This window comes from Croceitalea rosinachiae (assembly GCF_031846445.1).
Classification (GTDB): Bacteria; Bacteroidota; Bacteroidia; order Flavobacteriales; family Flavobacteriaceae; genus Croceitalea; species Croceitalea rosinachiae.
The window spans coordinates 900,235-922,624 of sequence record NZ_JAVRHR010000001.1; the positions used below are offsets into that span (position 1 = coordinate 900,235).

The 22,390-nt window shown below is 37.3% G+C and carries 23 protein-coding genes; 11 read left to right on the forward strand and 12 right to left on the reverse strand.

The genetic code is table 11. The annotated features are described in order from the left end of the window. Positions 1-39 precede the first annotated feature (39 nt). The 5 genes from atpB to porW all read right to left on the reverse strand — a co-directional run bounded on the left by atpB (position 40) and on the right by porW (position 4,825). On the reverse strand, positions 40-1,176 hold the full coding sequence (gene atpB, locus RM706_RS04170) for a F0F1 ATP synthase subunit A (RefSeq protein ID WP_311349768.1): 1,137 nt from the start codon (positions 1,174-1,176) through the stop codon (positions 40-42). A 104-nt stretch (positions 1,177-1,280) separates the two neighbouring features. After that, the gene (locus RM706_RS04175; RefSeq protein ID WP_311349769.1) at positions 1,281-1,685 is read right to left on the reverse strand and encodes a hypothetical protein; all 405 of its coding nucleotides are present in this window, start codon (positions 1,683-1,685) and stop codon (positions 1,281-1,283) included. Continuing rightward, positions 1,685-1,912 carry an AtpZ/AtpI family protein gene (locus RM706_RS04180; protein ID WP_311349770.1) on the reverse strand — a complete coding sequence of 76 codons (228 nt, stop codon included), beginning with the start codon at positions 1,910-1,912 and terminating at the stop codon, positions 1,685-1,687. The genes RM706_RS04175 and RM706_RS04180 overlap by 1 nt, the downstream gene beginning before the upstream one ends. Beyond that, entirely contained in the window at positions 1,890-2,315 is a 426-nt protein-coding gene (locus RM706_RS04185; protein WP_311349771.1) for a bactofilin family protein, read from the reverse strand. The genes RM706_RS04180 and RM706_RS04185 overlap by 23 nt, the downstream gene beginning before the upstream one ends. Continuing rightward, positions 2,315-4,825 carry a type IX secretion system periplasmic lipoprotein PorW/SprE gene (gene porW / locus RM706_RS04190; RefSeq protein WP_432264966.1) on the reverse strand — a complete coding sequence of 837 codons (2,511 nt, stop codon included), beginning with the start codon at positions 4,823-4,825 and terminating at the stop codon, positions 2,315-2,317. Before porW ends, RM706_RS04185 begins: the two co-directional genes overlap by 1 nt. A 361-nt stretch (positions 4,826-5,186) precedes the next feature. On the opposite strand from porW, the gene RM706_RS04195 reads away from it, so the two are divergent. Then, positions 5,187-6,617: a hypothetical protein gene (locus RM706_RS04195; RefSeq protein WP_311349773.1), complete on the forward strand. Its 1,431-nt coding sequence runs from the start codon at positions 5,187-5,189 to the stop codon at positions 6,615-6,617. A 24-nt stretch (positions 6,618-6,641) separates the two neighbouring features. After that, the gene (locus RM706_RS04200) at positions 6,642-7,535 is read left to right on the forward strand and encodes a CE1 family esterase (RefSeq protein WP_311349774.1); all 894 of its coding nucleotides are present in this window, start codon (positions 6,642-6,644) and stop codon (positions 7,533-7,535) included. 8 nt (positions 7,536-7,543) lie between these two features. On the opposite strand, the gene RM706_RS04205 is transcribed toward RM706_RS04200, so the two are convergent. After that, complete coding sequence (locus RM706_RS04205; RefSeq protein ID WP_311349775.1) at positions 7,544-8,239, reverse strand: ABC transporter ATP-binding protein; 696 nt, start codon at positions 8,237-8,239, stop codon at positions 7,544-7,546. An 18-nt stretch (positions 8,240-8,257) separates the two neighbouring features. Beyond that, positions 8,258-9,727 carry a DUF5687 family protein gene (locus tag RM706_RS04210; RefSeq protein WP_311349776.1) on the reverse strand — a complete coding sequence of 490 codons (1,470 nt, stop codon included), beginning with the start codon at positions 9,725-9,727 and terminating at the stop codon, positions 8,258-8,260. A gap of 126 nt (positions 9,728-9,853) precedes the next feature. Here RM706_RS04210 and RM706_RS04215 point away from each other — a divergent pair, with 126 nt between their 5' ends. Both RM706_RS04215 and RM706_RS04220 read left to right on the forward strand, forming a co-directional pair. Next, entirely contained in the window at positions 9,854-10,903 is a 1,050-nt protein-coding gene (locus tag RM706_RS04215) for a 2Fe-2S iron-sulfur cluster-binding protein (RefSeq protein ID WP_311349777.1), read from the forward strand. After that, positions 10,903-11,274, forward strand: a complete 372-nt coding sequence (locus tag RM706_RS04220) for a hypothetical protein (protein WP_311349778.1) — start codon at positions 10,903-10,905, stop codon at positions 11,272-11,274. Before RM706_RS04215 ends, RM706_RS04220 begins: the two co-directional genes overlap by 1 nt. Positions 11,275-11,356: 82 nt before the next feature. Here RM706_RS04220 and RM706_RS04225 read toward each other — a convergent pair whose 3' ends face one another. Both RM706_RS04225 and RM706_RS04230 read right to left on the reverse strand, forming a co-directional pair. Continuing rightward, entirely contained in the window at positions 11,357-13,708 is a 2,352-nt protein-coding gene (locus tag RM706_RS04225) for a TonB-dependent receptor (RefSeq protein ID WP_311349779.1), read from the reverse strand. A 1-nt stretch (position 13,709) separates the two neighbouring features. Further along, positions 13,710-14,324 carry a YceI family protein gene (locus RM706_RS04230; protein ID WP_311349780.1) on the reverse strand — a complete coding sequence of 205 codons (615 nt, stop codon included), beginning with the start codon at positions 14,322-14,324 and terminating at the stop codon, positions 13,710-13,712. Positions 14,325-14,431: 107 nt separating this feature from the next. Between RM706_RS04230 and RM706_RS04235 the strand changes: the two genes are divergently transcribed. The 3 genes from RM706_RS04235 to RM706_RS16515 are packed head-to-tail and all read left to right on the forward strand — an operon-like array spanning position 14,432 to position 16,444. Continuing rightward, positions 14,432-15,601 (forward strand): sensor histidine kinase, encoded by a 1,170-nt coding sequence (locus RM706_RS04235; protein WP_311349781.1) that lies wholly within the window; start codon positions 14,432-14,434, stop codon positions 15,599-15,601. Beyond that, positions 15,598-16,305, forward strand: a complete 708-nt coding sequence (locus RM706_RS04240; RefSeq protein WP_311349782.1) for a LytR/AlgR family response regulator transcription factor — start codon at positions 15,598-15,600, stop codon at positions 16,303-16,305. The genes RM706_RS04235 and RM706_RS04240 overlap by 4 nt, the downstream gene beginning before the upstream one ends. A 19-nt stretch (positions 16,306-16,324) precedes the next feature. After that, a complete protein-coding gene (locus tag RM706_RS16515; RefSeq protein WP_432264962.1) occupies positions 16,325-16,444 on the forward strand; it encodes an AraC family transcriptional regulator in 120 nt (39 codons plus the stop codon). An 8-nt stretch (positions 16,445-16,452) separates the two neighbouring features. Here RM706_RS16515 and RM706_RS04245 read toward each other — a convergent pair whose 3' ends face one another. Then, entirely contained in the window at positions 16,453-17,232 is a 780-nt protein-coding gene (locus RM706_RS04245) for a patatin-like phospholipase family protein (protein ID WP_311349783.1), read from the reverse strand. Between the two features lie 130 nt (positions 17,233-17,362). Here RM706_RS04245 and RM706_RS04250 point away from each other — a divergent pair, with 130 nt between their 5' ends. From RM706_RS04250 to arsM, 4 genes are all read left to right on the forward strand, one after another. Next, positions 17,363-18,058: a TIGR04282 family arsenosugar biosynthesis glycosyltransferase gene (locus tag RM706_RS04250; RefSeq protein WP_311349784.1), complete on the forward strand. Its 696-nt coding sequence runs from the start codon at positions 17,363-17,365 to the stop codon at positions 18,056-18,058. A 121-nt stretch (positions 18,059-18,179) separates the two neighbouring features. Further along, positions 18,180-18,515: an arsenosugar biosynthesis-associated peroxidase-like protein gene (locus RM706_RS04255; protein WP_311349785.1), complete on the forward strand. Its 336-nt coding sequence runs from the start codon at positions 18,180-18,182 to the stop codon at positions 18,513-18,515. Next, positions 18,515-19,597 (forward strand): arsenosugar biosynthesis radical SAM (seleno)protein ArsS, encoded by a 1,083-nt coding sequence (gene arsS / locus RM706_RS04260; protein WP_311349786.1) that lies wholly within the window; start codon positions 18,515-18,517, stop codon positions 19,595-19,597. The genes RM706_RS04255 and arsS overlap by 1 nt, the downstream gene beginning before the upstream one ends. A gap of 63 nt (positions 19,598-19,660) precedes the next feature. Then, a complete protein-coding gene (gene arsM / locus RM706_RS04265) occupies positions 19,661-20,629 on the forward strand; it encodes an arsenosugar biosynthesis arsenite methyltransferase ArsM (protein WP_311349787.1) in 969 nt (322 codons plus the stop codon). A 52-nt stretch (positions 20,630-20,681) separates the two neighbouring features. Here arsM and RM706_RS04270 read toward each other — a convergent pair whose 3' ends face one another. Both RM706_RS04270 and RM706_RS04275 read right to left on the reverse strand, forming a co-directional pair. After that, positions 20,682-21,455 (reverse strand): sterol desaturase family protein, encoded by a 774-nt coding sequence (locus RM706_RS04270; protein ID WP_311349788.1) that lies wholly within the window; start codon positions 21,453-21,455, stop codon positions 20,682-20,684. A 76-nt stretch (positions 21,456-21,531) separates the two neighbouring features. Beyond that, on the reverse strand, positions 21,532-22,095 hold the full coding sequence (locus tag RM706_RS04275; RefSeq protein WP_311349789.1) for a Crp/Fnr family transcriptional regulator: 564 nt from the start codon (positions 22,093-22,095) through the stop codon (positions 21,532-21,534). Positions 22,096-22,390: the final 295 nt, after the last annotated feature.

Consider the following 22,390-nt stretch of genomic DNA (forward strand, 5'->3'; position numbering starts at 1 on the left):
CAATGTCCATCCTTCGACAAGCTCAGGACGACAACTTAATTAGTGAGACAACTCTGCCTCGTGTTCATGATCGTGCTCATGTTCTTCAGAAGCAAATCCGAAATACAGGGCGCTCAACATGGTAAAAATATATGCTTGTAATAATGCTACTAAAATTTCAATCAATGAGATGGCAAATGCCAACCCAAATGACAACGGGCTTCCTAACCAACTTTTAAATATGAACATCAACCCAATCAAACTCATTAAAACAATATGACCTGCTTGCATATTAGCGTACAAACGAATCAACAATGAAAAGGGCTTGATAAACAGTCCTAATATTTCAATAGGAACCAAAATAATGTACAAAGGGATTTTAGCATACCAAGGCATTGAATCCCCAAGAGGATTGAACTGGTGCATCCAATAGTCTTTTGTTCCCGTGAAATTCGTAATCAAGAAAACCATAAGTGCCAAGGCAAAAGTAATGGCAATATTTCCTGTTACATTTATTCCAAGCGGGGTCATTCCAAACATGTTCAAAAACCATATGAAAAAGAAAATGGTCAACAAGAAAGGCATATACTTCCCATAACGTTTCTCACCAATATTTGGTCTTGCGATATCATCTCTAATATAAAGTATGATAGGCTCAAAGAAACGCCCGGCGCCCGTAGGTATTCCTTCATTTTTTGCATAAGACTTAGCCAAGCTTGTAAAGAGCCATAACATCAATAAACCCGTAATAATTATCATCACTACATTCTTAGTGATTGAAAAATCTATAGGCTTAACATTGGTAGGATGATGTTCTTCATCATAGTTTATGCTACCTTCAGCATCTGTCTTGTATATTTTACTATGATATAACTTGTAATGATTGCCATCAACTTCGGCTAAAGTCTCTCCATGATGAAACTTTGATGAAGAGAAAACCTTTAAACCATTATCCCATAAAATTACAGGCAAAGGGAAACCAACATATTTATGTTCACCGTCATCTTTGGTGTAAGAGAACAAAGAAAAGTCGTGTGAGTCTTGTAAGTGGTGTTGAATATATTCCTTGATTTCAGTTTTTAGGTCTTTCCCATGGCCTTCATCACCATGTTTTTCATCCTTTTCTTTGGCAAAGGAAAATTGACCTAAAATAAGTACGGCAATAAGAAGAAAATTCTTCAAAAATGTTTTTCGCATTTTCCTTAAACTATGGGTCGTTCAAAATCGGTGCAAATGTAAGTCATTCCTTTAAAAAGAAAAAAGCTTTGCAAGTTTATTTTCAAGGGCTTTAAGCTCTCATATTAATCTTCTGGTTTTTGAAGTCCGTTCAACATTTTTGAGGTATAAAATGTCTCTAAAACCAATGCTGACAAATAAGGAACAAAAAAAGCTATTGATTCTAATCGCTGAATATCCCCATCACTTTTGTAACTGGGATAAAAAATCAGAAAGAAGGCAATAAACTTAATAAGACTGCCACCCATAAAAAGGAAGCCAATAGCATTTTGAAGCCTATATCGGTAATGGAAAAGCACAACGAAAATAATTACTGCCAAAAGAAAATTGACAACATAAGACAGCACTAAAAGGTTTTCAAAAAGCGGCTCCCCTTGAATATTCAACAAGAAAAGGTGAATTCCGAAAACAATAACAAGAACTATAAAAAGTATACTGGCAAACTTAATCGGTAATTTGTATTCAGACATTAGTATTTAATTCTTTTGAGCTGTTGCAAAACTACCCAAATAGAAATAGCTACTCCTAACAAAGTGGCAATTACCGTAAATATTCTCTTTTCTGTCTGATAGTGTTCGTCTAACCAATTTCCACCTTTTACGGCAAGAAAAATGATTGCCCCCATTTCAAATGCAATGCCCGAAAGCATTGCAACATTCTTAAAATTGTTCTTCTTAGGAGACTTTTGCTGGCTCATTTACCTTGTTGGACTGCAATTTATGAGTGGCACCAGATGATGCGGGAGTTCCTTTGCCCATTGTACACGAAGCATTAAAAGTTGCGCCTGGTTCAACAGCAAGCTTTGCTACATTCACAGTGCCTTCAATTTTTGCAGAGCTTTTTAATGCCAATAATTCTGAGACATATAGTTCGCCATTAAAATTACCTTCAATATCGGCATTGACACATTCTACTTTACCTTTGATTAAGCCGTCTTTGCCAATTACGACTTTACCAGAAGTCTTTACATTACCTTCTAGTTTACCATCAATTCTAAAATCTGCTTGTGAAGTAATATCACCTTTGATAACGGTGTTTTTTTCAATTCTGTTTGGCTGGCTGCCGAAACTTTCCATAGGCTTTTGTTTATCTGAAAACATTAATTTGAGGTTTTTGGGGTTAAAATTTGTGATTTATAATCGTCTATATTTTTATGTACTAGGATAATTTTATAGTTGGATGATAAAATTACAAAATTCTCATCCTTAATCCGATAGTCCCTATTGTTTTTTATGAGTTCGGCATACCCTAAGGCGAAATCTTTTGATTTGAATCCGTGAACCACTACAAACTGGTCTTCCAAAGTATAAATGTCTTTTGAAACCAAGTTTTTATATTTCAAATCAACAATAGATTCTTCAAGTCTTTTTTTCAACTTCGCAGCCTTCTTTCCTTCATTGTTTTTAAAAGGAAAGACCACCTTCCAATTTCCAGTGCCTACTGATCCTGTCTCGGGCGAAAATTCTTTTATCGCCAATTTCGGCAATTGCTCAGCAATCATCTGCTCTGCTTTTTTCCCTTCTGGGTTGTTCGGATAAGTCAGTGCCACATAATTAAGCGCTTCTTTGAAGGGTTCAAAACCTTGTAACCTACCAATGGCATTGGCCTTCAACATTTCAAATTTTGGAACAATGGGGTCGCCAGTATACGTATTGATGTTTTCTTCTGACAATGTAATTACCTTTAAAAACTGCTGTTCTTTATACAGTTGAAACAAATCGGCATATTTTTTATCAGGACTGTCAGCATTGTTCGCCAATACTGCCTGCGGATTTAATAAAATCTCTGCATACCTCGTATCTGGATGATTATTGATAATGTTTTGCTTCATATCAAGAGCCAGCGGACTTCCCGTTTCTTCATAGATTTTGTACAAATTGTATTTAGAAGGCAGTATCAACCTTTCTTCTGGATCAGCATCTAGAACACTTTCTAGTTTACCAGCCGCCAACAGGTTTTCTTTAAACTTCTCTTTGTAGATCAACCCTAATTGGTAATTGGCAAAATTACGCTCGGTTCTCAAGCTATCTACGACCGCTACATCGGTAGGAACCTGTTCCAAATAAAAATCAACTGAATATTTTTCTTCTTCGGTCAATGGTGCAGCAATGCTATCCGATACGACCAAGTCGCCCGTAGCTTCTGAAGGCAATGATTTGCTTTTGTCGCTCCAACGCCAATCATCTTCTAATTCCCTATCACCCCAACGGGTCTTAAAATCTGTTTTGCCATAGCCTAAACTAGTAATATTATAAAAATAGAACTTGCCCTTATTTTCTTTGCCCCCCTTAGAATCTGCAAAAGCCGCAAAGCCAGCACTTGCCTTCTTCTCTTTTTCAGCTTCTAGCTCTGCTGCTTTTCGTTGCAGTTCGGCAATATATTCCTCAAAATATGTGATTCGTTCTTGCTCGGGCATTTCGTAGACCGTAATCACACTATCGGCATATTGGGCAATGTCTTCGTATTTGATGACATCTTCTAGATTGTCAAATTTCTTTTTAATAGCCCTGTACTTTCTTGTGTTTTCAACAAGGTTGGTAAGCACACTATCGTAGTAGGCCCCTGCGCTTTTGTATTCGTTTTGGTCAAAATCGTACTCCGCTAAGTTCTCGTAGTTCTTTGAATTCAGCTTACGGTCTTGCTGCGTGGCTCGCAATGATTTATTGAAATAGGCAATGGCCAAACTATCTGACCCGGTTTCTAAATGAAATTTAGCGATTTGGCGATAAATCTTGTCTAAGAAAGGTCGATTCTCTCGATTCTCTTCCAATTCTGTGAGATACTCGAACATTTCTTCATAATTAGAGTCTGTCAATTTTGTGTTCTGAATTATTTTAAGATGCGCATTGATCATATACACGCGAGGCGATTTTCTGTTTAAGGCAATCACTTTGTCAAAGGCATAATTGGCACTGTCTTTAAGGCCCAGTTGATTGTACAATTGCCCTATAATGAACAGATACCGCCCTCGCTGCTCATTCTTTTTGGTATAGCTCTGTGCAATCTTTAATTTTTGAATGGCCGTATCAATAGCTTTTAAGTTTAAGTATGATTGCGCAATGACCGCATTGGCATCAGCATATTCTTGATCTTTGAGCTCATCATATTTGAACAGGTTTTTTAAATTCTTGATGGCCAATTCAGGATTGTCAAGCCTCATATTGGTTTTCTCCCTCCAAATTCGGGCTTCGTTAAACTTATCGCTCTTTCTATAAGTTCTTAATATGTAGTTGAAAGACTCTAAAGCAGGAATGTAGCGTTGATCAAAATAACGCGCCTTGCCGAGCAATAAAAATGCTTCATCTGTTTGCGGATTGTGCTCTTCATCTTTAATGACCATACTGTGCTTTTGTATGGCCTTGGTCGCTTTTTCTTCAGCAATTACGAAGTTTGGATTGTTATCTTCTGAGTCTAGTTTGATTTCATCAGTTACTTCGAGTCGTTCTATAGGCAGTACCTCCCAAAAGTCATCGCGGTATGAGTTGTTCAATTCTTGCCGACCGGTTTCAAAGGCAATATTACCATTGTACAAGGTATTGTACTTGGTGTTCAAAGCGTGCCAATTACGATTAATGAACTTGTCCTTTTTTACCGAACACGCATTAAACATTAGCAATCCGACTATAGCGGAAATCAAAAGTTTTATGTGAAGCTTCAATTTATTAATCTTTCCTACCTATGCATAACAGAAAAAAGCCCCATTTAGTATGGTGTTTATCGGTAAAGTGCAAAAAAAATATTTGCACTTTAAACATCGCTTCAAATTTTTAGGTTTTGGTCTTATCAAAAAGAAAGAATTGCTCTGAAATGAGCTTGATAATGAGGTAAATCAAAGTCTTACTAAATTATTGTTTCCACACATTTTATAGAGTAGCCAACAAGATTATAAAGTTTCGCAACATAATGATATTTATAAGTTTTTTCTTACAATAACAATAGGTTTTATCTGTTTTACTTAAAAATCAATCAAGATGGGAAATATAGTGTTATTTAAGAAAATTACAGGCCTATTCATTATAGTATTACTCGCCTTTTCATACCAAAGCTGTTCTGTAGAAGATGGCATAGATGGTTTGGACGGTATAAATGGCATTAATGGTGCTGATGGTGAAAACGGACAAGATGGAGCTGATGGCGAAGACGGAGCTGATGGTGAAAACGGACAAGATGGGGAAGATGGCGAAGACGGAGCAGAAGGAGCTGATGGTCAAGATGGAGCCGATGGCGAAGACGGAGCGGACGGACAGGATGGAGTGGATAATTCTGGAAAAACCTATATCTTTTTATCTGGTGATATCAGTGATGACGAGGCTGTTGATCTTATTTCAGCCGATTTTGGGTCAGATACCCAGTATATTACCATTTCAAATACAACACAACTTACTACCTTGGATATGACGGCTTACACGGGGTCTCTAGAACTCATTGACCTTATTATCGAAGATAATGCTGCGCTTGCGACCGTGATACTGCCTACCTTAACTAAAGTGTTTGTAGATGCAATTATTGAAGATAATGATGCCTTAACAACTATAGAGTTGCCTATGTTGACCAACGTAAATGACGACTTGGAAATTAGATATAATGAGACTTTGACAACTCTAGATCTTTCTGCACTGGAAGCGACCGGCGGCACCTTAAAATTTGATGGTCTTGATGCTATGGCGAGCTTAGAACTTCCATCATTGAAATCTACTGGCAGTAATTTTGAAGTTATTAATCTTGACATTTTAACCAGCTTGGAATGTCCGCTATATGAAATCTCCAGAGGTTTCGCATTTAGGATTAAGAAAAATCCTCTTTTAAACAGCTTCGAATTTACTTCATTGGAAACGGTAGAAGGCATAATGGAGATTGATGATAATGCGACACTTACGACCATAGAATTTCCGTTGCTTACTTCGGTTGGTATAGATGAGAGTGGTAATTTGGAAATTACAGCTAATTTCTCTTTAGAGACACTTTCATTACCAAGTTTGTCTAATTTAGGTAACGACTTAGAAATTATGAATAACACCTCCTTGGAAACATTATCATTACCAAGTTTGTCCAACATAGTTGACGAGTTAGAAATTATGGATAACTCCACTTTGGAAACATTATCATTACCAAGTTTGTCTAATATAGGTGACTTATATATTAATAATAACACCACCTTGGAAACATTATCGCTACCAAATCTAACAACCTTAGATAGTGAAGACATTGACTTTAGTGACAATTCTTTGGATGTTGCAAGCGTCAATGGGCTTTTGGAACAGTTGGCAGCAATTAACCCCATATTGACCGGAGCAGATATAGACATGAGACAATCACCAGATGCTGTACCCACCGGAGCTGGACAGACCGCAGTGACCACTTTACGAAATAATGGCAACACTGTAAGGATAGATAACCTTTAGTTTTTTGAATTCTAGGTATTGCCTATGCAACGTTTTACAATTTTAGCTTGCTTACTTTTACTTTGCGGTTGTGTCAATGATGATAAAATTTTAGAAGAAAAAACTATTGCAAATTTAACTAGTGGTACCAACGAAATCAATGTTAATCAGATTATTGATGGCGTTTTGGTTCCTAGAACGGTTTATGTACAAACTCCTCAAAATTTTAATGCGTCTCAAACGTATCCTTTAGTATTTGTTTTTCATGGATCGGGTGGTACTGGCAGTCAATTCTTGAACCAATCAACCTTAAATGAACTGATCAATTCAGGCGCTTTTATTGGTGTATACCCTAACGGACATTCTAATGATGGCAGTAAGGGTGGCTATTGGAATTTGGGTTCAGAAGCCACCTCTGCAGATGATGTGGAATTTGTAAACCTGATTGTGCAACAACTGGAAGGCCATACAGAAGCGAACACTTCAAAAATGTACGCCCTAGGCTTTTCTAACGGTGCGGGTATGGTAAACGTATTGGGGAAATCGACTCCTCACTTTAAGGCCATTGCCCCACTCTTTAGTCAACAATCAATAAGTACCGGCAACTTAGCGCCGCTGTCAACACTTTCCGTTTTTCAGGTCAATGGCGCAATCGATAATTTAATCCCTATACAGGGCGGTACATCCCCGGTTGGGGAATTTATGTCGGCACAAAACAGTGCCTTAAATTGGGCCAATAGTTATAACTGTGGCCAAACTGCTGTGCAAGCAAACCATAATTGGGGAGGAATCTCTTTAGAATCGTTTAGCTACAGCAATTGCGACACCAATGCCGAAGTCGTCTACTTTATAGCAGCCAATGTAGGTCATGGTTGGGCCAATCAACAAACAGATTCCATCGCGTTTGAAGAAATATGGTCTTTTTTCGAATCAAAATAAACTATAGGTTAACCGCCAAAGAAGGTTTCCAACTCTTTTAAGGTCTCTTCTGAAGTTTTAATATCTTTTACAATTTCGCCTTTGTTCAATACCACGATACGTTCACATACCTCTGTCACGTGCTGCAGGTCATGACTTGAAACCAAAACGGTCACCTCTTCTTTTGCTGTCAGTTCTTTGATAATACCCTTCAATCGAATTTGGGTAGTAGGATCCAAATTGGCAAAAGGTTCATCGAGAATCACGACCTCTGGACTGCCAATAAAACTCGCCACAATGCCTGCTTTTTTCTGATTTCCTTTAGATAGATCTCGCAAGTATTTCTTTTGACCTAAAATCTCACCATGAAAAAAATCTTGAAATTCTGATAATAAGGTGTCAACATCCGCTTTGTTTCTACCACGTAATTCACCAATAAAATAAAAGTACTCTTCGGGGGTGAGGTAGCCAATCAAAAATGATTCGTCTATAAATGAGGATGTGAACGGTTTCCAGTCTTCACTCTCATTCACTTGAACGTCATTATTAATAATATGACCTGAAGTCGATTGAATAAGATCAAGCAGTAACGAAAACAAGGTCGTCTTACCAGCACCATTATTACCGACTAGCCCAAAACTTTGTCCTTTCGGAATTTCAAGTGATGCTATATTCAAGACGGTTTGCGAGCCGTATGTCTTTGAAAGATTGGTTATTGATATCATATTGTAACTATAAACTTTTTAGTTGTTTTTTTCTTTGAATCCAGCGAGCATGCCATATTTTTTCTTGGCATATTGTTCAGCGACCTTATCCATCAGTTTGTTTCGAAACACCAATCCGATGACTCCTAAGGCTATGGTCACGGCTACCGCTACGTGGAATCCAATTAAGAAATCCAGCAGACCAAATAACACAATCGGGGCTATCAAGACCGGAACCATAATTAAAAACTGTGTGGCACTGGTGCCCTGCATATTACCAAAGGCGCTTTGATCTAATTCAATTCGTTTTTTATTGAACGAACCAAAATAGAGAATTACAGGTATATTAACGCCCAAATTGTAAATGGCACAGGCGGTATTCAATGCCAAGATGTTCCATCCGAAATACACATACGGAATCGTCAAAAAGAACATGACCACAACACTGACCGTAATCAACAGCACTTTAGATTCTAAATATTGTCTAAGCGGAATGTTCTGTGACATCATCATGCCATAATAAGCACTGTCCCAAGCGGGAATGAACTGTCCGAAATTTGAAAGAAAGATTCCCGTCATGAAAATTCCAAGAAAGGCGTGCATAAAGACCATATTCGCATAAATCTCTTGGGTGTAAAAGATAAGTCCATAAAACACCATGAGCAGTGAAATAAACACTTGTGCTTTGGTTCGTTTGTTGCGCCAAATCAACTTTAAGTCAAGCTGCAGGAATGGTGCCAACGCACCAAAGCGCTTGGTCCAGGCCATTTCAGAGGTTTCAACAGACTTTGATTTTGACTTCAGCGCATGGTCTAGGTAAAGGGCCTTTTCTAAATACTTATAATTAATAACATAGCCAGCGAACAACAATGTGATAGGCGCCAAAATAGTAATCGGATATGCATAGAGTGCATGAAAAATAGGGGCAAAAATGGCTTTTACTCCCAAAATGCCAAAATAATCCAATGCATACAGCAGTATAGTAGTTGCTGCGATAATTGTAAAGGCCTTGTCACTTTTATTGATAATGAAATTGATATAGTTGATGCACAACACTAGAACCATGATGGCCAAAAACCAGACCCAAACATTCAAAGCAGGGTATCCTTTAAATGTCAACACAATTGTGAAAGGAAAGAAGAGCATCAAGGAAAGTAAATTATAGCCAGAAAACATAGAACGCCCCAGCACATAATTGACAATTTTAGATTTCTTGATGTTGTTGATGAGCAATGGCTTAACATCCATCACCGGAAGTTTTTGCATAAAAAAACGAAAAAGCAATTCAGCTAAAAACCAAAAAATCAAATATTGGCTCACTACCCAGATAGGGCCTTCATCAGGTACTAATTTGCGAAGAATAAAGTAGAGGGCGGCGCCAAGGCCGCCAAGGCTTACCAAGAGATAAACCATCATAAAGCCCATAAAAATCTTAATCCCCAAGCTCTTCCCCAATGAAGAGGACCTGAAGAAAGATTTCCATTGCAAATCAATAAATCGTTTGAACATGTCGTTGGTTAATTTGTTCTTTTGTAGGTATCGAAAGTTAATGATTTGTTACAAAGCACATTCAATTTGTACAAAACTGCCTTAAAAATCCTATGAATCCTTAGTTTTGCAACCAAAACTGAATTTATGAGTGATTTTCATGCCCTCACCATTAGTGCTGTTGATAAATTGACACCAAATTCCGTAGCACTTACGTTTGGCATTCCTAAAGAATTGGCAGCTACTTTTTCATTTACTGCCGGCCAATACATTACCGTAAAGCATACTGTAAATGGAGAAAAGGTCCGAAGGGCATATTCCATTTCCTCAGCACCTTCGTCAGGAAAATTGACCGTAGGGATTAAAAAAGTACCAGGTGGTACATTTTCTGTTTATGCCAACGAATCTATAAAAGCAGGGGATGTTTTAGAGGTTATGCAACCTGAGGGGCGCTTTATTTTCGAAAAAGATGGAGCCTCAAAAACCATTGCGGCATTTGCAGCCGGAAGTGGAATTACCCCTATCATGAGTATTGCCGAAACCGTTTTAGAAAATAATGAACAAAGTAAATTTGTTTTGGTTTTTGGTAATCAAACCCCTGAAGAAGCCATGTATCGTGAAGCCATAGTAGCGCTACAAAATAAATATACCAATCGTTTTTTTGCGCAATGGTTGTATAGTCGCTCTTCAGAGCCTGATTGTCTTTTTGGCCGCATAGAAACCTCAACCGTTAATCTTATCACCAAAAACAAGTTCAAAGACTTTAATTTTGATGCGTTCTACCTTTGTGGTCCGGAACAAATGATCAATACGGTTTCTGATACTCTAAAAGCCAATGGTGTTCAAGAAAATAAGATTCTTTTTGAACTTTTTACAAGCTCTGAAACAGACGATTCCCTAGCTGAATCTTTAGATGGTAAAACTGCAGTAGAGGTGGTCGTTGATGAGGAAACCTTTTCATTAACAATAGACCAAAAAACCTTGGTATTGGATGCTGTGCTCAAAGAAGATATTGACGCTCCATATTCTTGTCAGGGTGGTGTTTGCAGTAGTTGCATTGCACGAGTTACCGAAGGGAAGGCAGAAATGGTGAAAAACCAAATATTAACAGATGCCGAAGTTGCAGAAGGCTTGATATTGACCTGTCAAGCACATGCAACCACCTCGACTTTGAAGATTGACTATGACAATGTGTAATGCTAGGCCTTAAAATCATATACCTCGCAAATATCTTGGTTGCCGGCTGGATAAGCATTACAAGTTTGTTCTTTCCAAAAAAAGCGGTTTCAAGCGTTTTTTCCAATGCTGTACAGTATTCCGAGAGCATTCGTTTGGTGGGAAGTCTGTGGGGCGCAATTTTTATTTTATCAATACTTGGTCTTTTCTACCCTAAGAAAATGGCATTGGTCTTATTGTTCCAGTTGATTTATAAAGGAAGCTGGTTGATTTTTGTGGCTTTGCCCAGTTTAATCAACAAAAAACAATTTCCTGAGGGAATGGCTATCTTTTTCTTTATTTGGTGCTTAATTCTCCCTTTTGTGATTCCGTGGAAAGAAATTTTTCACTAGAATTGAAAATGAGGGTTAAGGCTGCTGAAGCCAAAAGAGATTGCAATACACAACCATTTAATTAGATTATTTAGAGAGTGGTTCACAGAAGCTTATCCGCCTTTTCATTCTTATCGCGCTTCTTTCGTTTTACACTTTTGTTTTTTCCGCTACCAAAACGATAAGCCAGTCCGGCATAAAGTGTTCGAGAATCACGCAGAAACTGACCTTCTTGAAATACCGTTCGAAAAGTTCGAAAAGCAAAACGCTGCGATCTGAATATATCAGTGAAGTTTAAACTAAACGTTCCTTTACCTTGCGCAAAACTGTACCGTGCACCGAGGTTCATGAAAAAATTCTCTTTTAACTCATATTGCAGAATCTCCTGTGGTCCGCTGTAAAACGTGAACAGTTGAAAAGTAACGGCTTTGGTGGCCTTAAAACTGTTATTGACCTTGGCGTTCATTAAAGTGTTGTTGACCTCAACGCTTTCACCTTCTATTACCCCTTTTTGCGTTCTTGAGTACACATCAAAACTACCGTTGAGACTCCACCAATTTGTAGGGCGATAATTTGATGAAAACTCAAATCCGTAAGCACTATTACTGTCAAAGTTATCGTAGTCGATAATCAATACCGTTGGGTTGTCTTCATCAAAAAACCCTCTACGGTTGATTTCATCATTGATTCGTCTATAAAACCCACCAATTGTAAAGCTCGCTTTGTTCAATTTTCTGCTGTAGTTAAGCTCCACGGAATTGGTAAACTGTGGCACCAAACTGGGGTTCCCCGTAATAATAACTTGAGGAGTGCTCAACTGCCGAATAGGATTGATTTGGTTCAAAGAGGGACGGTCGATTCTTCTACTAAAACTAAGCTGGTACGAATTTTTCCGGGCTTCATCTGGTGAATATTTTAAAAACCCGGAAGGGTAAACATTGAATAACTTGTCTGTAAAAGTGAATTGAGCTTGCCCTACTTCGTTAAATTCTGTATCTACATTATAGTCTTCTAATCGCAGACCGATATTATATTGCCATTTGTTCAATTGCTGGCTAAAAGTGGTGTAAAACGAGTGAATATCCCTATCGTATCTAAAATCGGAATCTGCAAAATCTAGTCTGTCGGTGATATAGGTGTTTTCGGTACGGCGCAAGCGTGTCTCCATGCCAATTTCCAAAGTTGAATTTTCTGAAATCGGATTCACATAATCCAGATTTATCGTGGTATTGGAACGCGTATCATCAATAAATTCATCGTAATTGGCTATTGGCGTAGCTCCATTAAAATCAAAGTCATTGTTCGTATCGCTCTCTAAGGCATCGTAATCCAGCTCCAGCTCCAACGAATGGCCCTCTTTGGTAAATTCATGCTTAAAATCGGCATTGTAAGTAGCATTGGTGTTGTCTCGATTCGTCAAATCAAATTGGTTGAAATCTGCACTGGGGTCATTAAAAAAAAGAATATTCCGGGTTGCATCTAAAACAACATCAAATTTATTTTGATTGGTATATACCGAAAAGGTGTTCTTGTCATTTATAAAATAATCCAACCCAAATTTGAAGAGGTGCGAGGTGCGGTCCCCTATACTTTCAATGAACTGGCCGGTACCTTCTCGGAAACGAACGATTTCTCCATCAGTAATGTCTTTGCCTAGACGATTACCATAGCTACCGTAAAAGTTAACTTTTCCAGCTCTGTAATTTAGGTTTAATGAATTGTTATAGCGTGTTTTTCTGCCAAAGGTAATGCCCATGTTTATCGACCCATTAAAGCCCAAGGAAGCATTCTTTTTTAATGTAATATTGATGATACCGCTCATACCTTCTGGATTGTATTTGGCAGAAGGATTCGTTATCAGTTCAATGGTTTTTATGGAAGTAGAGGGAATCTGTTGTAATAATTCGCTAGAACTAATATTCGTAGGCTTGCCATCAACTAGAATACGCACATTTTCATTGCCCCGAAACGAAATTTGACCATCTTGATCAACACTGACCGAAGGAATATTCCCCATGATATCACTTGCTGAAGCACCTGCAGTGGTTAAATCCTTTCCTATATTAATTACTTTGCGGTCAATCTTTTGCTCGATGGTCGAACGTTCAGCAACTACTTCTACCGACTCCAATGCCACGGCATCCTCTTCAATATAGAGCCTCTCTAAGCTTAGCTTTTTGTTCGTTTTACTTAGAGTTACATTAGTTATAAGGGTTTTATATCCAATAAATTGTACCTCAACAGCATAGGTGCCAAATGCGACATCACTAATTTCGAAAGTGCCATTAGCTTTGGTAATACCACCCGTAGTGATTACATCTCCTGATTTTACGACCACATTGGCATAGGGTATGGCTTCTTGTGAGGTCTTATCCAACACCGTCCCAGAAATGACACCTTGGCCAAAAGACGAAATAGTGGCCAAAAGACCTATAAAAAGAAATAACTGTTTCATTTTATGACTCTTCTTTTGTAAGTTGAATTTCTGCTATCAGCGACACCTCTTTTCCAAGTGCGAATTTTGCAGGAGGATAGTTTGTACCTACTTTGAATGCCTCTCGTTGAATTACTCCAGTAATGGTCATGAACATATTACTGGTTTTAAAACTGGGATGTATGTAACTCCCTTTTTCCGTAGCTTTTAAAACAATTGGTTTGGTAATACCACTCATGGTAAAATCTCCTTTTAATTCATAAGTATCCTTACCGGTCTTGATAATCTCCGTACTGGTAAAAGTGATTTCCTGGTGTTCTTCAGCATTAAAGAATTCATCTGTTCTTAAATGTTTATCACGATCTTTCTGATTCGTATTTATTGAAGCAGTCTGTATTGAAATAGTGACATCTGAAAAGGCATCGTTTTTTTGAGTGAACGAACCTGAATAGGCTTCAAAAGCGCCCTTAATGGTTCCCACCTTAAAGTATGAGATTTCAAAATTGATTTTGGAATGATTCGAGTCAATTTTCCAAGTGGATTCTTGAGCACCTGCAGTTAATGCAATGACACAGAAGAAGAGACAAAGAATAAAATTACAGTTACTTTTTTTAGTTTTTACCATGTTGTTTTTCATGAGATTATATTTTTATTCCACCCAAGGTAGCGGCAGATGAAACCCCTTATGGAAAAGATGGTTGGAAAGGCTTTGAGCGATGATAAAAACGCTAAAAATGGGGATGGATGGTTTTGTCCACGGAAATCGAACTTTTGTCAGCGGTAATGCACTATTGGTCTGGTATTGCAAGAAACACCTCTTTAGATTTGTACCTTTACTGTAAAGCAGTTATTATGTGGCAAAGAATGCAGCATTTCTTAGAGACTTCAAAATTAAAGTATGTCGTATTTGGCATTTTAATTTTTGCGTTTTCTGCCTCTACTTCAAGTTGGTATTACGCAACGACCAAGGAACTCATCATCACTTATAGCATTCGCGCGATCTTGCAAATAGCGATGGCGTTTGTCATACTCGAGCTTTTGGTGCCCTTTCTTTTGAACAAAGGCAAACAGGTGGCTTTTATCGGTGCTATTATAGTTACCTTATTGGGGTTTTATGTGGTTTGTACCCTAATCTATATGAACTATTTTGAACCGACCTATCCTTTAACCTATGCAAATTATGTAAAACGCTTTAGCGATGCTTCTTTTTTGGGTAGGCTGACCAATATAAACGAATTTGTCTTCAAAAGTTTGTATTTGCTATACCCAACAATTCTGTTATCGGTCTTAAAATTGTACGTAGAAAAGCAACGTCTACTAAAGTTGAACGAGCAAAAGAAAATAGCAGAACTTTTAGCGTTAAAAAATCAATTGAATCCACATTTTTTGTTCAATACCTTGAATAACCTATATGCCCTTGCCTTAAAGAAGTCAGACGATGCGCCCAAGGTGATTCAAAAACTTTCGGAAATTTTGGATTACATCCTTTATCGCTGTAATGAACCTTATGTTCTTTTGAACAAAGAAATCGAACTCATTGAAAACTATATTTCGTTAGAAAAAATACGTTATGCGGATAGAGTCAATATTTCGTTCAGTAAAAGTGTAACCGGTGAAGAAAAGGTAGCCCCCTTATTGTTGCTCACTTTTATTGAAAACGCTTTTAAGCACGGAGTGACCGATGAGATAAAACAGGCACGTATCGATATCAACATTAGAAAGAAAGGCAAAGAACTGTTTTTTACCGTTGAGAATACAAAGCCGACTAGTTCTGAAAATACGATCGAAAAAGAATCCATAGGACTTCAGAATGTTAAAAAACAATTAGAACTACTATATCCAAAAACATATGACCTTATTATAGAGAACGGCAAAAATTCGTTTTCCGCCAACTTAAAACTGGCCATGGGATGAGTTACCAATGTATTATTATTGATGATGAACCGTTGGCCAGAGAATTACTTGAAGGCTATCTTGAAAAAATACCTGGTTTTGAGTTGGTAGCTTCTTGCGCAAGCGCTATTGATGCTAGCAATATTTTAAGCAATCACAAAATCGACTTATTGTTTTTAGATATTGAAATGCCTTTATTAAAAGGTACGGATTTCTTTAAAAATTTAGCCTATAAACCTCCTGTTATCTTTACGACGGCTTACCGAGATTATGCTGTGGATGGGTTTGAACTAAATGCTTTGGACTACTTATTAAAACCTATTTTTTTTGAACGTTTTTTTTCTGCAATCCAGAAGTTTCTAAAGCTACAATACCCCTCCAAGACCAATGAAACATTTTCCACTGGTTCCAATTGTGGTGAATTCTTGTTTGTGAACAAGGCCAAAAAGCAAATCAAAGTGGTTTTTGATAGTGTTCTGTATATAGAGAGTTTTAAAGATTATATTAAAATTCACTTAAAGGAAGATACACTCACTATAAAAGAAAGCATTTCAAATTTTGAAAAGCGCTTGGATAATCGGTTTATTCGTTTGCACCGTTCTTATATCGTAAATAGTCAAAAAATCACAGCGTACACCAAAAATGATGTCGAGATAGGTCGAAGAGAGATTCCTATCGGAAACAATTACAAAGATAATTTACTTCCCTTTTTAGGTTCGGCTTAAAAGAATCATTAAAATCAAAATGTTAATTCGAATAATTTTTGTTCTCGAACAAGAAGCAGGCTTTAACTCGAAGACAACTTTCAATAAATCATTTAAGAACTTAATGGGAACTTCGCCATCAAGGTATTTTGAAAATTAGAACACCGTTTATAACATTATTTTGTCTAAAGCCTTGCTGCCATAATCATACCCAAGGGTGTACGCCTTTTTAATCCCTTTTTTATCAAGCATCCCTACGGCCTCTAACTCTTTGGGTTCGATGGACAAATTGCATTGCGATAATTTCTCTTTGTTTGAAGCATAAATCATTAAACCGGTCACCCTTCCTGCCAATTGTAGGACATTATTCAGGTCTTTCTTCTTAAGTTCTTCGGCGATGGAAACATTACTGCCGATAATATAATCACAAGTATCGTCTAAATACTCTTTTGGAAAATTGTTCATAATACCACCATCCGCATAAAGTGTTTTGTTAATTTCAATAGGGCTAAAAACAGGAGTCAATGCCGCCGAAGCTAAAAGGGGGTAAATCAATTCCCCGGAGGCAAATAATACTTCCTCTCCTTTCAGTAGATCAGTTGCTACAACATACATTTTTTTGCTTAAGGCTTCGAAACTATCTTGAACAAAATACTTCTTAAAAAGGGGGTAATATTTGGCGGTATCAATGAGTCCGGGTTTTCCTATAGCAAAAAAACTATATTGAAAAATTGGAGTTTCCTTAAAAAAATTCAACATATCATCAGTACTATTGCCATTGGCGTAAAGCGCACCAACTAAAGCGCCAACGCTGCTTCCAGCAATTTGTGTAGGTTCAATATTACGTTCTTGAAGTGCTTTAATTAACCCAATGTGCGCCATTCCCCTGATTCCCCCTCCAGAAAGTACCAGACCTATTTTATCGTTTGGAACACTAAAACCCTTCATTTTCAAATTTTGTGGTAAAATTACACTGTTTGTTAATTTTTCATAGGATTCAGTAATCTTTTAACTTTGTTTTCGACCAAACCCATTCAACTATTTTATCGTAAGTTTAGGTAACCTTTAAATGGAGTAATTGAACACTCAGAACAAAGCAACTGCAATTCTAATTTTCGCGCAATCTGCCGCAGAAGAACTATTGCATAAAAAGTTTAGTAAAAACCCAGAGCTTTTTCAGGTGCTTAACCGCGAAACTTTGAGCAAAGTTCAACACTCCGGATTGCCCTATTTTCATTTTAGTGAGAAAGAACAAACCGGAAACTCTTTTGGAGAGCGTTTTGTTAATGCCATTCAAGAGATTTATGATATGGGCTTTGACAATGTTATTACTATTGGTAATGATAGCCCACAACTTAAAACACAACATTTACTACAAGCCAACACCCAATTACTTCATGGTAAAACGGTGCTTGGACCTACAACGGATGGAGGTTTTTATTTGATGGGCCTTCAAAAACAAGACTTTAGCCCTGAGCTCTTTATTAGACTGCCTTGGCAAAGGTTTAGCTTGTTCCAAAAGATTTCGCAATTATTAGCAGGCAATAATTCCTGTATTTATCAACTTCCTCTTTTACATGATATTGACACAAAAAAAGATGTTGGCATCCTTTTGAATTTTATTAAGTCTGTCTCTATTTCGTTACAGTTAATTTTTGCTAGACTCACTACAAATCTGACTAGCTATTTTTCGGAGAGCAATCCATTTTGTAGCTTACTAATTCAATTTAATTTCTTTAATAAGGGTTCTCCTTATTCTATTTCATTTCATTAAACATTGCAATTCGGTTTATTGATGACTCTAGGTCTCTTTTAAAGTGATGCAATAGTATTTGCGCTATCATCAATTAGCGTACTAAATAGAGTAATTTCAAAAAACATATAACTACATAAACATGGCAAATTCATACTACGACCCAGCCGATTTAAGAAAATTTGGAAAAATTACGGAATGGAGTGAAGAGCTCGGAACAAAATTCTTTGACTATTACGGTAAGGTTTTCGAAGAAGGCGCACTAAGTGCTAGAGAAAAATCTTTAATCGCATTGGCAGTGGCCCATGTGGTTAAATGCCCCTATTGCATAGATGCCTATACAAAAGACGGTCTGCAAAAGGGCATTACAAAAGAAGAAATGATGGAAGCCGTTCACGCGGGTGCGGCTATAGAGAGTGGGGCTACCCTAGTACATGGCGTACAGATGATGAACAAGTACAATAAACTATCAATGTAATGGAAAGTATTTTACCTAAAAAGAAGCCAATGCAAAAATCTCTTAAGGCACGAGATAATGATTTGGCAGCAAGCAATAAGCAACTGCAGATATTGGATGGCGGTATTTTCGCAGATGGTGAGCTGCCCTATTTTAAGGATAAGATTGCTGAAATTGGTCATTTTCCACTTCGGCCAAAAAAACTTGAAATTTTACAGATAAATGTAGGGTACATGTGCAACCAAGTCTGCGAGCATTGCCATGTTGATGCCGGGCCGGACCGTAAGGAAATTATGACCCGTGAGACCATGCAACTTTGCCTAGAAGTCATTAAAAATACTGGAGCGTATACATTAGACTTAACTGGAGGAGCACCAGAAATGAATCCTGATTTTCGTTGGTTCGTCGAGGAAGCTGCTAAAGCAGGAATCAAAGACTTTATCGTGCGTTCTAACCTTACGATTATAAGAGCGAACAAGAAATATTACGACCTCCCTGATTTCTTTAAAAAACACAATGTTCATGTTATTTCCTCCATGCCGCACTATACCCGTGGCAAAACAGACAAACAACGAGGTGATGGTGTTTTTGACAAATCGATTAAAGCGCTACAAGAACTCAATGCTAGAGGTTATGGTATGCCAGGTAATAATTTACGATTGGACTTAGTTTACAATCCTTCTGGAGCATATTTACCAGGAGACCAAGCTGCTATGGAAAAAGATTTTAAAAAGGCTCTGGATGAAGATTTTGGCATTCAGTTTCACAATCTATTTGCCATTACCAATCTACCTATCGCCCGATTTTTGGATTACTTAATTGCATCAGAAAATTATGAGGATTATATGTATGCTTTGGTTGAAGCCTATAATCCTGCTGCTGTGGCAAATGTTATGTGCACCAACACTATTTCGATTAGTTGGGACGGCTGGTTGTACGATTGCGATTTTAACCAAATGCTCGATTTAAAAGTAGCGAGCAAAGTGAAGCATATTAAAGATTATAATGAAGATTTATTAAACGACAGAAATATTATTATATCCCAACATTGTTACGGCTGTACAGCTGGCGCAGGCAGTAGTTGTCAAGGGACGGTAGCATAAAATAGAAAGTGAGTCATGTCTGCTCGACTGCGCTAGACATGACAAAAATTTAAGAAAAAGATTATGAGTTATTTAGAAGCAACAAACGATTTATATAAAGAAGCGGCGTTAACCCCAGATGTTGGATTATGCTGTACTACAAATCCTATTTGGGAATTGCCAGGACTTAAAATTCCGAGAATCATGCAAGAGATGAACTATGGCTGTGGAAGCACCGTTCATGCGAGAGATTTGTCCAATAATCCTAAAATGCTTTATGTAGGCGTTGGTGGCGGTATGGAATTATTGCAGTTCTCTTATTTCAACCGTCAAAAAGGGGGTGTTGTCGGAGTAGATGTGGTTGACGAAATGCTGGAAGCTAGCAGAAAAAACTTTAAAATAGCAGAGGAGGAAAATGACTGGTTTAAATCAGAATTTGTTGATCTTAAAAAAGGAGATGCTTTAAACCTTCCTGTTGAAGACAACAGTATTGACGTGGCTGCACAGAACTGCTTGTTCAATATTTTTAAAGAAGAAGACTTAAAGCGTGCCATTGAAGAAATGTACCGTGTCTTAAAGCCACATGGTAAATTGGTTATGAGCGATCCAACCTGTGAGCAAGAAATGAATGAGACCCTAAAAAACGATGATAGGTTACGAGCATTGTGTTTAAGCGGAAGTTTACCCATAAAACAATACATAAAAGCTTTAACTGATGTTGGTTTCGGAACTATCGAAATTCGAGCCAGAAAGCCTTATCGCGTTTTAGCACCTGGGGCATATCCAACAGAAGAATTAATCTATATTGAATCTATCGAAGTTGCTGCCATTAAAGACCCCATGCCAGAAGATGGGCCTTGTGTTTTTACTGGAAAAGCAGCTATCTACTATGGTCATGAAGATTACTTAGATGATAAAAAGGGACATGTCTTATTGAAAAATCAACCTTTGGCCGTTTGTGACAAAACCGCTGGGGCACTTGCTTCTTTAGGAAGAGAAGATATTTTTATCAGCGAATCTACCTTTCATTATGATGGCGGGGGTTGTTGCTAAATATTAAAAAACCGCCCATAGTAATTCTGAGCGGTTTCATTCTTTAAAGGTATTAAGATTTCTTGGTCACGTCTTTAAAACGTAACATATCTAAAAATTTTTCGGAGGCTCCCAAATAATATCCTGTCTCTTTTTCAAAATATTTTGGGTTTTTAAACGTCCCAAAAATCATATCGATTATAGGCAAATCGGTATAATTATACCGATGTACTCCTTTCGCATGGTGCAGCGAATGGCTTTCAGGTCTTTGAACAATATAACCCAGCCACCTTGGTGTTTTAATATTCGCATGTTGAAAAATCCCTAAGAAGGTTAAGCCTAGGATAATGATGGTAATCGCTTGTGGTGATAGCCCCATAAGCAGGGTAAAACTTAATGATCCTACAAAAGAAAGCCCAATCATATCATTTATACTGAACATAAAAGTACTGGGCACATCCAATCGTTCGGCACTGTGGTGCATCTGATGCGATACCCTAAAAAGAAAATCAGATTTATGCATGCTTATATGCCATCCGTATTGTACCAATTCGAATAAAATAACACCTAAGACCACCTGTAATGGTACACTTAAAGAGCTTAAATCCATAATTTGATAAGGTGCCAGAAAACCATCCCACAATAACGGAATATAGGTGGTTAGCAGCATATATGCCAGAAAGAAAAGTAACCCTTTTAGTTTCCAATAGCGTATTTTAGGTAATTGCCTAGCTGGAACCAGTGTTTCCCAAAGAAACAATCCTCCAAAAATGACATACACGATTAAAGAAATAGGGTCTGATAGTATTGCCCATGGCGAGGGCAATTGATTGATGAAATTTTCCATAATTTTTTAGTTTAAAATTTTGGTGCAAAACTAGTTGTGCATAAAATCTTTTACTAAAAAATGGACTTGACCTATGTTAGGAATTTAATTTTTTACGTATTCTGCTCAAGCTCTCGGGGTGAATCCCTAGATATTTGGCAATTTTATTAACTGGTATTTGAGAAATGTAGTTTGGATGCGTTTTGAACATTTCTGCATAAATCTCTTCTGCTGTTTTGGTAAGTAAGGCTTTTTCCCTGTTTGATTTTCGAATATATGCTCCTTCCATGATTTTTCTTCCGAACTGGTTAATGTCCAAATCATGCTCATAAGCCTTATCCAAATGTTCATATTTGACCATTTCCAACTCGCAATTCGTCAAAGCAGTCAATTTTACATCACTATGGGTCTGTTGAAGAAATGAAGTTAAGCTAGCAACCATTTCATTGTCAAAAAAAAAGTCTATAACTTTCTCTGTCATATAGCTTTTGATACTCAACTCTATTATTCCTTTATTGATGAAATATACTGAATGTTCAACTTCTTCATAGGCCGTAATAACATGCCCTTTTTGAAAGAATACCTTTTCTACTGGAAAAGACAAGTCTCTGTCAGTCTTATTTTGCCCTAAAACAATATTATAAAACTCCAAAAATGTCATAGGTATATGAATTTCAAGTGTATCCTTAAATTAATTGAAATCTTTCTAATTTCAAACCAAAAGGTTTCATTTTAACTTTGAGCTCTTTTAGAAATCAATTGGCTAAATAATCTAAGCCTTCGTTTAAAAACAATTTTTATCGGTAATCTGAAACGGTCATTTGTGAATTTTCATTAAATCGTCTTTTTTATGACCTCACATCGATTTTAAATACCGATAAACCCATAAGATTTATCCTACAATTCGTAATTCTGAACTTTGTAAAACAAACCTACTTAGTATACGAATTCATAGA

What these genes read in the sequence shown, in the direction of transcription:
- RM706_RS04245 (WP_311349783.1), bottom strand. Translation starts at nt 17,232, where the DNA reads ATGAAGGGTTTTAGTGTTCCAAACGATAAAATAGGTCTGGTACTTTCT.
- atpB (WP_311349768.1), bottom strand. Translation starts at nt 1,176, where the DNA reads ATGCGAAAAACATTTTTGAAGAATTTTCTTCTTATTGCCGTACTTATT.
- RM706_RS04240 (WP_311349782.1), top strand. Translation starts at nt 15,598, where the DNA reads ATGAGTTACCAATGTATTATTATTGATGATGAACCGTTGGCCAGAGAA.
- RM706_RS16515 (WP_432264962.1), top strand. Translation starts at nt 16,325, where the DNA reads ATGTTAATTCGAATAATTTTTGTTCTCGAACAAGAAGCAGGCTTTAAC.
- RM706_RS04255 (WP_311349785.1), top strand. Translation starts at nt 18,180, where the DNA reads ATGGCAAATTCATACTACGACCCAGCCGATTTAAGAAAATTTGGAAAA.
- RM706_RS04210 (WP_311349776.1), bottom strand. Translation starts at nt 9,727, where the DNA reads ATGTTCAAACGATTTATTGATTTGCAATGGAAATCTTTCTTCAGGTCC.
- RM706_RS04200 (WP_311349774.1), top strand. Translation starts at nt 6,642, where the DNA reads ATGCAACGTTTTACAATTTTAGCTTGCTTACTTTTACTTTGCGGTTGT.
- arsM (WP_311349787.1), top strand. Translation starts at nt 19,661, where the DNA reads ATGAGTTATTTAGAAGCAACAAACGATTTATATAAAGAAGCGGCGTTA.
- RM706_RS04270 (WP_311349788.1), bottom strand. Translation starts at nt 21,455, where the DNA reads ATGGAAAATTTCATCAATCAATTGCCCTCGCCATGGGCAATACTATCA.
- RM706_RS04205 (WP_311349775.1), bottom strand. Translation starts at nt 8,239, where the DNA reads ATGATATCAATAACCAATCTTTCAAAGACATACGGCTCGCAAACCGTC.
- RM706_RS04235 (WP_311349781.1), top strand. Translation starts at nt 14,432, where the DNA reads ATGGTTTTGTCCACGGAAATCGAACTTTTGTCAGCGGTAATGCACTAT.
- RM706_RS04195 (WP_311349773.1), top strand. Translation starts at nt 5,187, where the DNA reads ATGGGAAATATAGTGTTATTTAAGAAAATTACAGGCCTATTCATTATA.
- RM706_RS04275 (WP_311349789.1), bottom strand. Translation starts at nt 22,095, where the DNA reads ATGACATTTTTGGAGTTTTATAATATTGTTTTAGGGCAAAATAAGACT.
- RM706_RS04175 (WP_311349769.1), bottom strand. Translation starts at nt 1,685, where the DNA reads ATGTCTGAATACAAATTACCGATTAAGTTTGCCAGTATACTTTTTATA.
- RM706_RS04215 (WP_311349777.1), top strand. Translation starts at nt 9,854, where the DNA reads ATGAGTGATTTTCATGCCCTCACCATTAGTGCTGTTGATAAATTGACA.
- RM706_RS04220 (WP_311349778.1), top strand. Translation starts at nt 10,903, where the DNA reads ATGCTAGGCCTTAAAATCATATACCTCGCAAATATCTTGGTTGCCGGC.
- porW (WP_432264966.1), bottom strand. Translation starts at nt 4,825, where the DNA reads ATGTTTAATGCGTGTTCGGTAAAAAAGGACAAGTTCATTAATCGTAAT.
- arsS (WP_311349786.1), top strand. Translation starts at nt 18,515, where the DNA reads ATGGAAAGTATTTTACCTAAAAAGAAGCCAATGCAAAAATCTCTTAAG.
- RM706_RS04230 (WP_311349780.1), bottom strand. Translation starts at nt 14,324, where the DNA reads ATGAAAAACAACATGGTAAAAACTAAAAAAAGTAACTGTAATTTTATT.
- RM706_RS04225 (WP_311349779.1), bottom strand. Translation starts at nt 13,708, where the DNA reads ATGAAACAGTTATTTCTTTTTATAGGTCTTTTGGCCACTATTTCGTCT.
- RM706_RS04180 (WP_311349770.1), bottom strand. Translation starts at nt 1,912, where the DNA reads ATGAGCCAGCAAAAGTCTCCTAAGAAGAACAATTTTAAGAATGTTGCA.
- RM706_RS04185 (WP_311349771.1), bottom strand. Translation starts at nt 2,315, where the DNA reads ATGTTTTCAGATAAACAAAAGCCTATGGAAAGTTTCGGCAGCCAGCCA.